The 13,139-nt window shown below is 57.1% G+C and carries 10 protein-coding genes; 4 read left to right on the top strand and 6 right to left on the bottom strand.

Annotation, left to right across the window (positions count from 1 at the left end):
* Positions 1-60: 60 nt before the first annotated feature.
* The 4 genes from ACQR3R_RS05910 to ACQR3R_RS05895 form a co-directional block, all read right to left on the bottom strand.
* Positions 61-1,431: a hypothetical protein gene (locus tag ACQR3R_RS05910; protein ID WP_428271079.1), complete on the bottom strand. Its 1,371-nt coding sequence runs from the start codon at positions 1,429-1,431 to the stop codon at positions 61-63.
* A gap of 233 nt (positions 1,432-1,664) precedes the next feature.
* Positions 1,665-2,804 carry a glycerate kinase gene (locus ACQR3R_RS05905; protein WP_428271078.1) on the bottom strand — a complete coding sequence of 380 codons (1,140 nt, stop codon included), beginning with the start codon at positions 2,802-2,804 and terminating at the stop codon, positions 1,665-1,667.
* A 665-nt stretch (positions 2,805-3,469) separates the two neighbouring features.
* Positions 3,470-5,095, bottom strand: a complete 1,626-nt coding sequence (locus ACQR3R_RS05900) for a methyl-accepting chemotaxis protein (protein WP_428271077.1) — start codon at positions 5,093-5,095, stop codon at positions 3,470-3,472.
* A 183-nt stretch (positions 5,096-5,278) separates the two neighbouring features.
* Entirely contained in the window at positions 5,279-6,403 is a 1,125-nt protein-coding gene (locus tag ACQR3R_RS05895) for a sugar diacid recognition domain-containing protein (RefSeq protein WP_428271076.1), read from the bottom strand.
* A 168-nt stretch (positions 6,404-6,571) separates the two neighbouring features.
* On the opposite strand from ACQR3R_RS05895, the gene ACQR3R_RS05890 reads away from it, so the two are divergent.
* The 4 genes from ACQR3R_RS05890 to rarD all read left to right on the top strand — a co-directional run bounded on the left by ACQR3R_RS05890 (position 6,572) and on the right by rarD (position 10,740).
* On the top strand, positions 6,572-7,882 hold the full coding sequence (locus ACQR3R_RS05890) for an MFS transporter (RefSeq protein WP_428271075.1): 1,311 nt from the start codon (positions 6,572-6,574) through the stop codon (positions 7,880-7,882).
* 178 nt (positions 7,883-8,060) lie between these two features.
* The gene (locus ACQR3R_RS05885) at positions 8,061-8,516 is read left to right on the top strand and encodes a hypothetical protein (protein WP_428271074.1); all 456 of its coding nucleotides are present in this window, start codon (positions 8,061-8,063) and stop codon (positions 8,514-8,516) included.
* A gap of 123 nt (positions 8,517-8,639) precedes the next feature.
* Positions 8,640-9,611, top strand: a complete 972-nt coding sequence (locus tag ACQR3R_RS05880) for an aldo/keto reductase (RefSeq protein WP_428271073.1) — start codon at positions 8,640-8,642, stop codon at positions 9,609-9,611.
* Positions 9,612-9,852: 241 nt separating this feature from the next.
* Positions 9,853-10,740: an EamA family transporter RarD gene (rarD, locus tag ACQR3R_RS05875; RefSeq protein ID WP_428271072.1), complete on the top strand. Its 888-nt coding sequence runs from the start codon at positions 9,853-9,855 to the stop codon at positions 10,738-10,740.
* Positions 10,741-10,803: 63 nt separating this feature from the next.
* Here rarD and hppD read toward each other — a convergent pair whose 3' ends face one another.
* Both hppD and ACQR3R_RS05865 read right to left on the bottom strand, forming a co-directional pair.
* Positions 10,804-11,880: a 4-hydroxyphenylpyruvate dioxygenase gene (gene hppD, locus ACQR3R_RS05870; RefSeq protein ID WP_428271071.1), complete on the bottom strand. Its 1,077-nt coding sequence runs from the start codon at positions 11,878-11,880 to the stop codon at positions 10,804-10,806.
* A gap of 248 nt (positions 11,881-12,128) precedes the next feature.
* Positions 12,129-13,067 (bottom strand): EamA family transporter, encoded by a 939-nt coding sequence (locus tag ACQR3R_RS05865; RefSeq protein ID WP_428271070.1) that lies wholly within the window; start codon positions 13,065-13,067, stop codon positions 12,129-12,131.
* Positions 13,068-13,139 lie beyond the last annotated feature (72 nt).

Here is a 13,139-nt window from a genome sequence, read left to right as displayed (position 1 = left end):
TCGCCTGCTGCCCATCTTGTGATGTCAGGAAATACTCATACCAACGCGTAGCTTCGAACTCTACTTCGTCAGGGGCAACGGTTTCACTGAGTAAGGCGTTCCGATAGGCTTTTTATTCCAATACACCTGGAGGACATCACCAGCAGTCAGAGGATCATAAAGTGTGATCTTGGCGACGATGGGCTTGTTCTCATCACTGGCGATCAACACGTTTGGCGTGTCGCTCTCACCCAGCACCTCCAGCTGATGAAGGCTCGGGTTGCCTGGCTCTGGATTTGGGTTCACCGGGCCTGTCATGGAGAAATCGACGAGGACATCGTCGGACGCCCCACCCAACGCCACTGAGCCACGGTACAACGTGTACTCGACAGAGGTTAAGACTGGTAAAACGGCGGCTCCGTACACATCCCTCATGTGCGCCCAATCGACTGCAACGCTCATTCGGCTGGGAGGGTTGGAACCCACGGGGGTGCGGTAAGACAGTTCCTTCCCGCCCCAGATGATCGCTATCTGGTCGGTAGGTTTAGCATGCAAAATTCTTTGAAACTCGACAAATACGCCTTGCAGGGCGTCGGCTCGGGTCACTTGACCATCATCCGCCTCGGGCACGTTCAGTGCCGGGTATGGCATCGGGGGAAACTCACCGATTGCGACCGGAATCACGTCATATTGCGAAATTCGACTGCGGTTCAGGGCCTTGTCGAAAACGGTATAAACAGCGCAGAAGTTGCCATCGCCTAATGACCGGATGAGCGCGACCGGGATCTTCACCACCCGGTCAGTCCCCAGCGTGACCACAGCGATGGGCACGATGTCATCGGGATCTTCGGGCACGGAATCCTTGATCCATGCAAATGCGACCAAATCGCCTGGCGCTGCACCGGTCCATACCGGGACGACACATTCGACATCGGTTCCCGTCAGATTAGCGTCTGTAAAGGGTGGGGTGATCGTATAGGTGAGCTTCCCAGGCGCAGCAGTGCCATTGGGAGGGACTTTGTCGATGAAAACCAGGACGTCGTCGGAATAACCTTTGGTGCCAAGGTAGTTCTCATGCTCATAGCGCATGTTGAATGCGCCTTCATTTTCGTCTTTCAACAAAAATTCGGAGGGAATGGTGATTTTGACGGGAAGATCGGTTGTACCAGGGACGTAGTCGGCCTTCACTACATCTACATAATTGGCACCGCCCGGAGCGGCGAATTGGAGCGTGATCGTTTCATAGTCGTCTGGATCCGTTGGAATAGTCTGCCAACGCGGGACTTCCAGTGTGACCCCAGTATCAAGCGCAGCCCTTGGAAACAATCCTTCCGGTAGTCCAGGCAGTGTCACCGCGCTGATGTCCGGAGCGGGAAACGATCCCGGATCGGCCCGCCCGGGTACCCGTTGGCTCCAGGAGGGAAGTTTTTGTTTTCTGCCGTCACTTGCCATGTTATCGCTCTCCAACTCGTATCGTTTTAGCCACTGCACATTCAATGACTATCAAGTCTGTTGGCAGGTCGATACGGTCGGGAACGGCAACACTCATCCCCTCGCTCTGCGGGACCACTAAGGCCTTGAGCGAATTAAGCAACAGTTATTCGAATCGCGATACTGTCAGAGATGACAGGTGGTTGTGCATACAGTAGTGGCCACCCCCCCTAAAAAAGACATGGCATTTTTACTCAGTCTCCGAGAGCAACTCGCCAGACTCGCGCCAGATCACCTGCCCGTTCACGCAACAGACGTGGTGCATCGGCGCACGCTTGCGCAAGCGTCATCGGGCCAGAAGTCAGGGCAAACGCGGCATCGACGCCATGCTGATACATCTGCTGGTATCCATCCCCCAAGGTGCCTGCGATAACAATGACCGGAACCGCATGTTGTTTAGCGATCGTTGCGACACCAAATGGCGTTTTGCCGCGCAGGGTTTGCGAATCGAAACGACCTTCACCGGTAATCACAAGATTGGCATTTTTGATCGCATCGTCCAGGCCAACCAACTCCGCGACCACTTCAACCCCAGCCTTGAATTGCGCGCCGAGAAACGCCTTGGCGGCAAACCCCAAACCACCGGCCGCACCGCTACCCGGTTCATCGCGCACGTCTTTGTTCAAGGCTCGCGCGCAGTGTTCGGCAAAGTGTCCAAGCGAGTGATCCAATTGCTGGACCTGCTCGGGTGAAGCGCCTTTTTGCGGGCCGAAAATAGCCGACGCACCGTGAGGACCGCACAGTGGATTGTTGACGTCGGCGGCGATGTCGAAACGTACTTGGGTCAGGCGCGGATCGATGCCACACAGATCAATTTTGGCCAGTTGCGCCAAGGCCAGTCCACCGGGTGCCAGGACCTGATCGTGAGCATCGAGCAACGTCACGCCCAAGGCCTGCATCGCCCCTGCACCGCCGTCATTGGTGGCACTGCCGCCAATTGCCAGAATGATTCGCTGCGCACCGGCATCGAGTGCTGCCCGAATCAATTCACCGGTGCCAAAGGTGCTGCTGATGCAGGCATCGCGCTGATCGAGCGGCACCAATTGCAAACCGCTGGCCTCGGCCATTTCTATGATCGCGGTGTGGCTTTGGGGCAGCCATCCCCACGCGGCATCGACTGTTTTGCCCAGCGGCCCGCGCACGTGATTACGGCGCAGTTCGCCATCGCACGCGGCCAGAATCGCCTCGACCGTCCCTTCCCCACCATCGGCCATTGGGCATTTGATCAACTGCGCATCGGGCCAGACGTCAGCCAACCCGAGGGCAATGGCATCCGCCACGCCTTGAGCACTCAGGCTGTCCTTGAACGAATCGGGGGCTATGACGATTTTCATGCGAATTCTCCAGTTCCAATAGCCTCATGCTGCCAGCAGGCATGAACAATAACGCCAGTCCGCTGCACAAGCGGCGATGGCGTTTATTGTTCATTTTCACAAACACACAGAAACCGGCGTGCCGGTGATGGCGTTAGAGCAGACCTGTAGGAAACCGGCGTGCCGGTGATGGCGATCTCGCGGCCGCCATCGCTGGCAAGCCAGGCTCCTACAGGTCGGTGGTGATTCCCGGATTTATGCCGTAACGCAAACCCGTAGGAAACCGGCGTGCCGGTGATGGCGATCTCGCGGCCGCCATCGCTGGCAAGCCAGGCTCCTACGGACTCGCGGTGAATCCCAGATTTATACCGTTAACGCAAACCCGTAGGAAACTGACTTGCCGGTGATGGCGATCTCGCGGCCGCCATCGCTGGCAAGCCAGGCTCCTACAGGTCGGTGGTGAATCCCGGATTTATGCCGTAACGCAAACCTGTAGGAAACCGGCTTGCCGGTGATGGCGATCTCGCGGCCGCCATCGCTGGCAAGCCAGGCTCCTACAGGTCGGTGGTGATTCCCGGATTTATACCGTTAACGCAAACCCGTAGGAAACCGGCTTGCCGGTGATGGCGATGCTGAAAACGCCATCGCTGGCATGCCAGCCTCCTACGGATTGAAGGTGAGTGCGGTTAAATCACGAAGCGCGACACCATCGCATTCAAATCCACCGCCAGGCGCGACAGTTCGTGGGAGGCGGCGCTGGTCTGGTTGGCACCTGCGGCAGACTGGGTTGCCAGATCGCGAATATTGACCAGGTTACGGTCCACTTCGCGCGACACCTGGGCCTGTTCTTCGGAGGCGCTGGCGATCACCAGGTTACGTTCGTTGATCATATGAATCGACTGGGTGATCTGCTCCAGCGCGACACCTGCAGCGCGGGCCATTTCCAGTGTGGACTGGGTGCGTTGATTGCTTTGCTGCATCGACGACACGGCGTCCCCGGTGCCGCTCTGGATACCGGCGACCATTTTTTCGATTTCCTGGGTCGATTGCGCCGTGCGGTGTGCAAGCGCCCGAACCTCGTCCGCCACCACCGCAAAACCGCGCCCTGCTTCACCGGCACGAGCAGCTTCAATCGCAGCGTTCAATGCCAACAGGTTGGTTTGTTCGGCGATGGCCCGAATTACATCCAGAACCTTGCCGATGTCACGGCCCTGTGCGGCCAAGCCTTCAATCATCACCGAAGTAGCTTGCACGTCTTGGGTCATGGTCTGGATCGCCCCGACAGTCTCCACCACCCGATCACGCCCTTCGCGAGCAGCCTGTGTCGACTGGCTGGAAGCCTCGGAAGTCGATACCGCATTGCGCGCCACTTCTTCTACCGCAGCGGTCATTTCGTTAACCGCGGTGGCAGCCTGTTCGATCTCGTTGTTCTGCTGCTGCAAGCCGCGAGACGCCTCTTCGGTGACCGTGCTCAATTCTTCGGCGGCAGCCCCCAGTTGCGTGGCAGAACCTGCGATTTGCTCAATGGTTTTACGCAGGTTGCCTTGCATCACCGACAAGGCAGTCAACAGCCGTGCCGGTTCGTCTTTACCGTCGATTTCGATAGTTTTGGTCAGGTTGCCGCCAGCAATGGTTTCAGCCGCCAGCACCGCACGGTTCAACGGGGTGACAATGCTGCGTGTCAACAACCAGGCCAGCAGCACGGTGGCCAGCGCGGCAATTACCGAGACCACGATAATGCCGTTGGTGGCAAAGGCATATTGATCGCTGGACTCTTCATCGGCAGCGGTGGCATCGGCTTTGTTGATGGCGATCAACTGGTTGAGTTGCTCGCCCATTCGGTCGGTGCCGTCCTTGATCCGTGTATTGATCAAGGTGCGCATGTCATCAACCTTGTTCTGCCGCGACAGGTCCATCATTTCGCGCTGCGCTTGCAGGTAGCTGTCGAGTGTGGCGGCGAACGTCTTGTACAGCGCAGCCTCTTCACTACCGGCCGGCAATGCGGCGTAACTGGCCTGTGCCTGCTTGACCTTGTCCACCAGCACGACAATGCGCGAATCGGCTTCCTGCAAACTCGCCGCATCGCGGTTGGTCAGAATCCGAAACGAGAGAATACGCAGCCGCAGGACGTTTTCAGTCAGGTTACCCAGAAAACCGACACTCGGTAATTGGTTACTTTCCATGTCGACCGACACTTGGCGAATGATCGACATGCGGTTTACCGCAAACACACCCAGCACGATAACCATCAAAGCGATGAAGGCAAAACCCAGGAAAGCACGCGGTGCGATGTTCAGATTACGCAGTGACATAGGACGGTTCTCGGAGTAGGTAAGGCTGCGAGCATCCATGCTGTGATCGCTGCAGTTGGGCCTGGCGTCACCGTTGAATCATCTCTGTGTGCGCCTGATCACGTTATCGGCGAACTTTAGATTTTGTGCAGGTAAAGCTGAAATATATTTCAAAGCATTGCGATTGCTTCAAGCCTGAAACACTCAACCCTGCTGAGCGTCACTTTGCGGCAGCAATTGCACACCCAGATACAGCGCCAACATGCCGTCCAGCCTTAACGGATCGACCCCACTGAGCTCGGCAATCCGCTCCATTCGATAACGCAAACTGTTGCGATGGATACCCAACGCGTCCGCGCAGGCCTGGCTTTGGCCGTCGTGGTCACACCAACTGCGCAACGTGGCCAACAGTTGACCGTTACCGTCCTTGGCGATCACCTTGCGCAGCGGCTTGAGCAATTCGTCCAGCGCATCGTCGTTGCGATGGCGCCAGAGCATCACCGGCAACCGATATCGGTTCAACGTCAGCAAACGCGAGCCGGGCAACAGATCGCGCCCATACGCCAGCAAGTCGCCGACGCGTCGATAGCAGCGACGCAACCCGGCCAACCCATCAGCCTGCCCGCCCACCGCCAGACGCAGAATGTTCCAGCCCACACCATCAAGTTTTTCCAACAGCCGATCATTCTCGATTACCTGGCTGGCTGGTCGGCACCACAATAAGGATGACTTCGCCGAACTCACGCACCAACTGTCCGGATAACGCGAGGTAAGCCAGGCGCTGAGTGCCTCGACGGTTTGTCCCGGCCCGTGTTCTGTGCCCAGTTCAAACAGGTACGGCACGCGGGTCATCTGCGGCTTGAGGCCCAATTGCTGCGCTTCATCGATCAGCCGCGGCGACTCCCCCGCTTCGCTCAGCAGCAGCGCCAGCAAATCATCGCAACGCTGGCGTCGCCATTGCTGCTCGGCTTGTTGGTTGCGCTGGCCTACCAGCATTTCGGCGGTCATGCGCACCAGCTCAGCGTAGGTGCGCAAGAGTTCGGGCTCGCCGGTGATACCCAGCACGCCGATCAAGCGCTGGTCCAGCAAGAGCGGCAAGTTGATGCCGGGCTGTACGCCCTTGAGGTGGATGGCAGTTTGCGCGTCGATCTCCACCACACGTCCGTTGGCCAATACCAGTTGCGCACCTTCATGCCGCGTGTTGACGCGCTCTGGCTCGCCACTGCCTAGAATCAAACCCTGACTGTCCATGACGTTGACGTTGTACGGCAAAATGGCCATCGCCCGGTCGACGATATCCTGCGCCAGGTCGTGATCGAGTTCGAACATAAAGGGCTCCTTGAGAACGTGATGAAGCAGGTTGTTCACCCGCACAGGCCTTGGCTGAAAAGCCTGTGCTCAGGCACAAAGACAATGGCCTGGGCAGTGGCCGAGACTCACTGGGCGATCAACGTTAACCTTGCATCGCAAAAAATCATAATAAAGAGAGATTCAGCCATGTCACAGAGCGCCGCAGCTATCCAGGCTATCGCTGACGATAAAAACGCCGTCTACAAACGCATTACCCTGCGTTTGATCCCCTTCATCTTTATCTGCTACCTGTTCAACTACCTCGACCGGGTGAACGTTGGCTTTGCCAAATTGCAGATGCTCGACGCGCTGAAGTTCAGCGAAACCGTGTACGGCCTCGGTGCCGGGATTTTCTTTATCGGCTACGTGCTGTGCGGCGTACCCAGCAACCTGGCGCTGACCAAATTCGGCCCTCGACGCTGGATCGCCTTGATGATGATCGTCTGGGGCACGCTGTCGACCTGCCTGCTGTTCGTCACCACGCCGACCGGGTTCTATACCTTGCGCCTGTTCACCGGTGCCGCTGAAGCCGGGTTCTTCCCAGGCGTGGTGTTGTACCTCTCGCAGTGGTTCCCGACGTTCCGCCGTGGCCGCATCATGGCGTTGTTCATGTCGGCGATCCCGGTGTCCGGCCTGCTCGGCAGCCCGTTTTCGGGCTGGATCCTCAACCACTTCGCAGCGGGGCAAGGTGGCCTGGCCGGCTGGCAGTGGATGTTCCTGCTGCAGGGCATTCCTACCGTCATTCTCGGTGTGTTGGCTTATTTCCTGCTGAGCGACAGCTTCGCCCATGCCAAGTGGCTGACGCCTCACGAGCGCTCGGTGCTTGAGGCCGATCAGGCAGAAGACCTGGCCAACAAACCAAAAACCACCACTGATTCGCTCACTGCGGTGTTCAAGAATCCAGCGATCTGGGCCTTCGGCCTGATCTACTTCTGCATCCAGAGCGGTGTGTACGCGATCAACTTCTGGCTGCCATCGATCATCAAGAACCTGGGCTTCAGCGACAACCTGGTGATTGGCTGGTTGAGTGCGATTCCGTATTTGCTGGCGGCGGTGTTCATGCTGCTGGTCGGCCGCTCCGCCGATTTGCGCAAAGAGCGGCGCTGGCATTTGGTGGTACCGATGTTGATGGGCGCTGTCGGTCTGCTGATTGCGGTGAATTTCGCCACCACGCCGGCCATCGCCATCCTCGGTCTGACCATCGCCACCATGGGCGCCCTCACCGGTTTGCCGATGTTCTGGCCCGTGCCGACCGCGCTGCTCAGTGCCGGCGCTGCTGCAGGCGGCTTGGCGTTGATCAATTCGATGGGGCAAATGGCCGGTTTCCTCAGCCCCTATCTGGTGGGTTGGGTCAAGGACAGCACGGGCTCGACCGATGCAGCGTTGTACTTGCTGGCAGGCGTGATTGTTTGCGGCAGCGTGCTCGCATTGCGCATGACTCGCACGTTAAGGGTGTAGCTGTTTACAACGTTAATTAGCGCGACTACAGGGCAAGTAGAGGTTTCTTACCTGACCTGTAGTCGACACCTACATAAACCACCGAGGCGAGCGGCTAGTCTGGCGTTGCCTCCACTATCGCAAGTTGGAACAAACCACTTCGAAGAGGTCATCACACACCCAACAAGGATGAAGGACAGTGATTAAACTTTCGGTACTAAACTATGCAGCCTGTTTTACGTTGGGCTGCTTGCCCATTCTGGCCAATGCCGCAACACCCGAGGCATCGCCAAATACTACCCAATCCGCTGCCAAACCGTTCTCGGTGTCCTGCAAAAGCGAGGACTTTCGGGGCGAAGCAAAAGGCATTTTCTACGACTACGGTTTTCACAAAAGTGTTTACCTGAAGGAATACCGAATCACCAAAACCGGGGGTTCGAACCGTCATCAGGCCAACGTCAACATGACCGTTGCCGATTTCAATGGCAAAGGCAGCAAGAAACACAACTCGACGGATTCAATGAAACAAGACGGGCAATGGCATGCAATTAACTTGCACGTAGAAGCCCCGTGGCGTTATTCGCAGGTTCGCGTTGAGATTATTTTCGACAAGTCCGGCGCTGACACCAAGTGCACCAGCCGCGTCAACATTTAAAGCCTGACGACAAAATCGTTCAATCTATCTGAGCCTCGTGGCAGACCTCTCGCGAATGTGTTTGCCACGTGCGGTTGTTCTGGTATTTGATTGAGCCTTTCCCTTCGGTAAAAGGATGTCGTCATGAGCTACCGCACGCTGGGTGATTCGGGCCTTCAGGTTTCCACGCTGACGTTGGGCACGATGATGTTTGGCGAACAGACCAGCACTGAAGATTCGTTACGGATCATCGACAAGGCCTGGGACCAGGGTATCAATTTCATCGACACCGCCGACGTCTACACCCAGGGCCGCTCCGAGGAAATCGTCGGCGAGGCGATTGCCGGCAACCGCCATGAATGGGTGCTGGCAACCAAGGTCGGCTTCGGTCCGGTCGATGGCGTGCCAAACCGCAGTGGCCTCAGCCGCAAACACATCTTCAATGGCATCGACGCCAGCCTGACGCGTCTCGGCACGGACTATGTCGACATCTATTACTTGCACCGCGAAGACCACAGCACACCACTGGAGGTGACAGTTTCGGCAATCGGCGACCTGATTCGTCAGGGCAAAATTCGCTATTGGGGCCTGTCGAACTATCGCGGCTGGCGCATCGCCGAAGTCATACGTGTGGCGGACAAGCTTGGCGTCGACCGGCCCGTTATCAGTCAGCCGCTGTACAACATCGTCAACCGTCAGGCGGAAACCGAACAAATCACCGCCGCGCAAAGCTATGGCCTTGGCGTAGTGCCTTACAGCCCGTTGGCGCGTGGTGTGCTCAGCGGCAAATATGCTCCGGATGCCAAGCCCGACGCCAACAGCCGTGCCGGGCGCGCCGACAAGCGCATTCTGGAAACTGAATGGCGCGTCGAATCCCTGCGCATCGCCCAGCAGATCCAGCAATACACCCAAGGTCGCGGCGTGGGCATCGTCGAGTTTGCAATTGCCTGGGTGTTGAACAATAGCGCGGTGACCTCGGCCATTGTCGGGCCACGCACGGAGGAGCAATGGGACGCTTATACCAAGGCGCAGGCTGTGCAGATCACGGCGCAGGATGAAGCGTTCATTGATTCGCTGGTGACACCGGGGCATGCGTCGACGCCGGGGGTTCAATGACGTCAGTCACTTTGTGTCGGGGCGTAAACCGCACAGGGGCTGAGATTTTTCGCGAGCAGGCTCGCTCCCACAGGGGAATGTATTCAATGAGGGGAACAACTCTGTTCTTCCACACGAAATAGTTCTACGTGGGAGCGAGCTCGCTCGCGAAAACGCTGGATGTTGATCGATTGGTCAATATCAGGCACAAAAACCACGTATCCTCCGCCACCCGTTTCACGTTCAACCTCGCGAGGACAGCTTGTCTAAAGGTATCGCTTTATCGGTCACGGCCTCGGTGCTGTTCGCCGTGATGTACTACTACACCTCGTTGCTCACCCCGTTGAGCGGCGTAGAAATCTTCGGCTGGCGGATGCTGCTGACGGTGCCGTGCATGACCGTTTACATGGTGGTTTCCGGTGAATGGAAACGTGTGATCGAGATTATCCGGCGCTTTGCTGCCAAACCGAAATTGATTGCCGGCCTGGTGATCTCCTCTGCCCTGCTCGGCGTGCAACTCTGGCTGTTCATGTGGGCGCCGCTCAACGGCTATAGCCTGGATGTGTCGCTGGGCTACTTCCTGCTGCCGCTGACCATGGTCCTGACCGGGCGGATCGCCTTTGGTGAGCGCCTCTCCTACTTCCAAAAGATCGCCGCCGGTTTGGCGACGCTCGGCGTCATCAACGAGTTGTATCAGGTGGGAGGCTTTTCCTGGGCGACCCTGCTGGTGTGCATTGGCTACCCAACCTACTTCGTTCTGCGCAAACGTCTGGTGACCGATAACCTGGGCGGTTTGTGGCTGGACATGGCACTGACGCTGCCCTTGGCCTTCTGGTTCGTACAGAGTGGCGAGCAAGGTTTCCAGGTGTTTGATCAACATCCGTGGCTGTCACTGTTGATCCCGATACTGGGGGTCATCAGCGCCTCGGCGCTGGTGGTCTACATCATCGCCAGCCGATTGCTGCCCTTTAGCCTGTTCGGGCTGTTGAGCTATGTCGAACCGGTGCTGTTGCTTGGCGTTGCGTTGCTGCTGGGCGAGAGCATCAAATCCGGGGAGTGGTTGACGTATATTCCGATATGGCTGGCCGTGGTCGTATTGATGTTTGAAGGGTTCAAGCACCTGGTTCGGCAGCGAAAAAAATCAGTTTGAATGCAACATGAAAAAACCCGGCCAGCATTGCTGCTGACCGGGTTTTTCTACACTTGAAGCGACTTATTCGGCGGTCAGCACGCCCCGACGAACCTGGTCGCGCTCGATCGATTCGAACAATGCCTTGAAGTTGCCTTCGCCAAACCCGTCATCGCCCTTGCGCTGGATGAACTCGAAGAACACCGGGCCCATCAGGGTTTCCGAGAAGATCTGCAGCAGCAAACGCTTGTCGCCAGGCTCAGACGAACCGTCCAGCAAAATGCCCCGCGATTGCAGCTGTTCGACCGGCTCGCCGTGGTTCGGCAAACGGCCTTCAAGCATCTCGTAATAGGTTTCTGGCGGTGCCGTCATGAAGCGCATGCCGATTTTCTTCAGGCGATCCCAAGTGCTGATCAGGTCATCGCACAGGAAAGCGACGTGCTGAATGCCTTCGCCGTTGAACTGCATCAGGAACTCTTCGATCTGACCCGCACCTTTCGACGACTCTTCGTTCAGCGGGATACGGATCATGCCATCCGGTGCGGTCATGGCTTTGGACGTCAGGCCGGTGTATTCGCCCTTGATGTCGAAATAACGAATCTCGCGGAAATTGAACAGCTTCTCGTAGAAGTTGGCCCAGTAGGCCATGCGCCCGCGATACACGTTATGCGTCAGGTGATCGATGATTTTAAGGCCTGCACCCGCCGGATTGCGGTCAACACCCTCGATGAACACGAAGTCGATGTCGTAGATGGAACTGCCTTCGCCGAAGCGGTCGATCAGGTACAACGGCGCGCCACCGATACCTTTGATCGCTGGCAAGTGCAGTTCCATCGGGCCGGTTTCGATATGGATCGGCTGCGCACCGAGTTCCAGCGCACGCTTGTAAGCCTTTTGCGAATCCTTGACCCGGAACGCCATGCCGCACACCGACGGGCCGTGTTCGGCCGCGAAATAGGAAGCGACGCTGTTGGGTTCGTTGTTGAGGATCAGGTTGATCTCGCCCTGACGGTACAAATGCACGTCTTTGGAGCGATGGGTCGCGACTTTCGTGAAGCCCATGATCTCGAAAATCGGCTCCAGGGTGTTCGGGGTTGGCGATGCGAATTCAATGAACTCAAAGCCCATCAGGCCCATTGGGTTTTCGTATAAATCTGCCATTTTGGCGCCTCATCATTTTTATCAATTAACCAGGGTTAGTTGCTAGCAATGCTGAGAACGGCGGGTGGCGCGCAGGAGATGCCCCTCACGCTGCGGGCGAGAAAGTCACCGTAGATCAATTGGAACCCATAAATCTTCATTGTCGACCCAAGGCTGATGCGGGCGAGGCTTCTGCTGCCAGAAGACGATTATTCTTGTATGCGTAACCGGATTCTACACAGCGTAAATACTTTTGTCCGCCTTCTGTATCAAATCCCCTTTGCCCCTACTCGCGCAAGGGCTTTATTGCTCAACATGATCCCCGCCACAATCAATCCGCCACCCAGGCACATCGGCAACGTCAGCGGCTCACCCAGCAACACCGCGCCCAATACGACTGCGGTCAGCGGGTTGAGGGCGATGAACACGCCGCTGCGTGTTGCGCCGATTTTGCGCAACCCGTCGTAATAACCAATGTAGGCCACCGCCGAACCCAAAACGCCCAGGTACAACAAACTCAACCATTGACGCGGCCCCAGTTCCAGTATGGCCGCAGCACTCACCTCACCCCGCATGGCACAGGTCAGCCAAAGCATCAGGGTGCCGAGCAAAATTGAATACAACACAGTTTGCAAAGGCCCCAACGACTGGTTCAGGTCGTTTGAAAACAGCGAATAAACACCCCAGCCGAGCACACATCCGAGTATCAACAGGTCGCCTATCCACGCCTCGCTACTGCCTAGCAGCACTTGAGGGTTGCGACTGACGATAACCACACCCGCCCCGGCAATGCACAACGCGATACCGATGACTTTGGCTCGGCTTAAACGCTCCTTGAACAGCAGCCATGACGCCAATCCGATCGCCGCCGGGTTCAGCGCAACAATCAACGAGGCGCGGGATGCGTTGATGTAGTGCAGCCCATAGAAGAAACACAGGTTGTAGAAAAAGATCCCGAAAAAACCCAGCAACGCCAGCCGCAGCCATTGTCTGGGACGAGGCCATATCAGTGGCACTCGCGCCAAAAACACATAAAGCAGCAGCGCCATACTGGCGAGCAGGAATCGCAAACTGGCGGCGAGCAGTGGGCTGAGACTGTCCGCCAGATACCGACCGGCGACAAAGGTGCCGCCCCAAATCATGGTGACACCCGCCAGTTTTAAATAAACCGGCAGGTCGCGAGTTGGATATTGCGCATCAGACATCATGGATGTTGGGCACCACGTCAGAAGAGATGACGTATGATTTAGCTAATGCCTAGTCATCGTAAAATGAGCAAT

Origin of the sequence: Gordonia sp. IEGM753 (assembly GCF_050321825.1) — a bacterium.
Classification (GTDB): domain Bacteria; phylum Pseudomonadota; class Gammaproteobacteria; order Pseudomonadales; family Pseudomonadaceae; genus Aquipseudomonas.
The sequence above is the reverse complement of the archived record's forward strand: the minus strand, read 5'-3'. Positions and strand labels throughout refer to the sequence as shown.

Excerpts from the sequence above, each read along its gene's own strand:
- ACQR3R_RS05910 (WP_428271079.1), bottom strand. The coding sequence starts at position 1,431 with ATGGCAAGTGACGGCAGAAAACAAAAACTTCCCTCCTGGAGCCAACGG.
- ACQR3R_RS05905 (WP_428271078.1), bottom strand. The coding sequence starts at position 2,804 with ATGAAAATCGTCATAGCCCCCGATTCGTTCAAGGACAGCCTGAGTGCT.
- ACQR3R_RS05900 (WP_428271077.1), bottom strand. The coding sequence starts at position 5,095 with ATGTCACTGCGTAATCTGAACATCGCACCGCGTGCTTTCCTGGGTTTT.
- ACQR3R_RS05895 (WP_428271076.1), bottom strand. The coding sequence starts at position 6,403 with ATGTTCGAACTCGATCACGACCTGGCGCAGGATATCGTCGACCGGGCG.
- ACQR3R_RS05890 (WP_428271075.1), top strand. The coding sequence starts at position 6,572 with ATGTCACAGAGCGCCGCAGCTATCCAGGCTATCGCTGACGATAAAAAC.
- ACQR3R_RS05880 (WP_428271073.1), top strand. The coding sequence starts at position 8,640 with ATGAGCTACCGCACGCTGGGTGATTCGGGCCTTCAGGTTTCCACGCTG.
- hppD (WP_428271071.1), bottom strand. The coding sequence starts at position 11,880 with ATGGCAGATTTATACGAAAACCCAATGGGCCTGATGGGCTTTGAGTTC.
- ACQR3R_RS05865 (WP_428271070.1), bottom strand. The coding sequence starts at position 13,067 with ATGATGTCTGATGCGCAATATCCAACTCGCGACCTGCCGGTTTATTTA.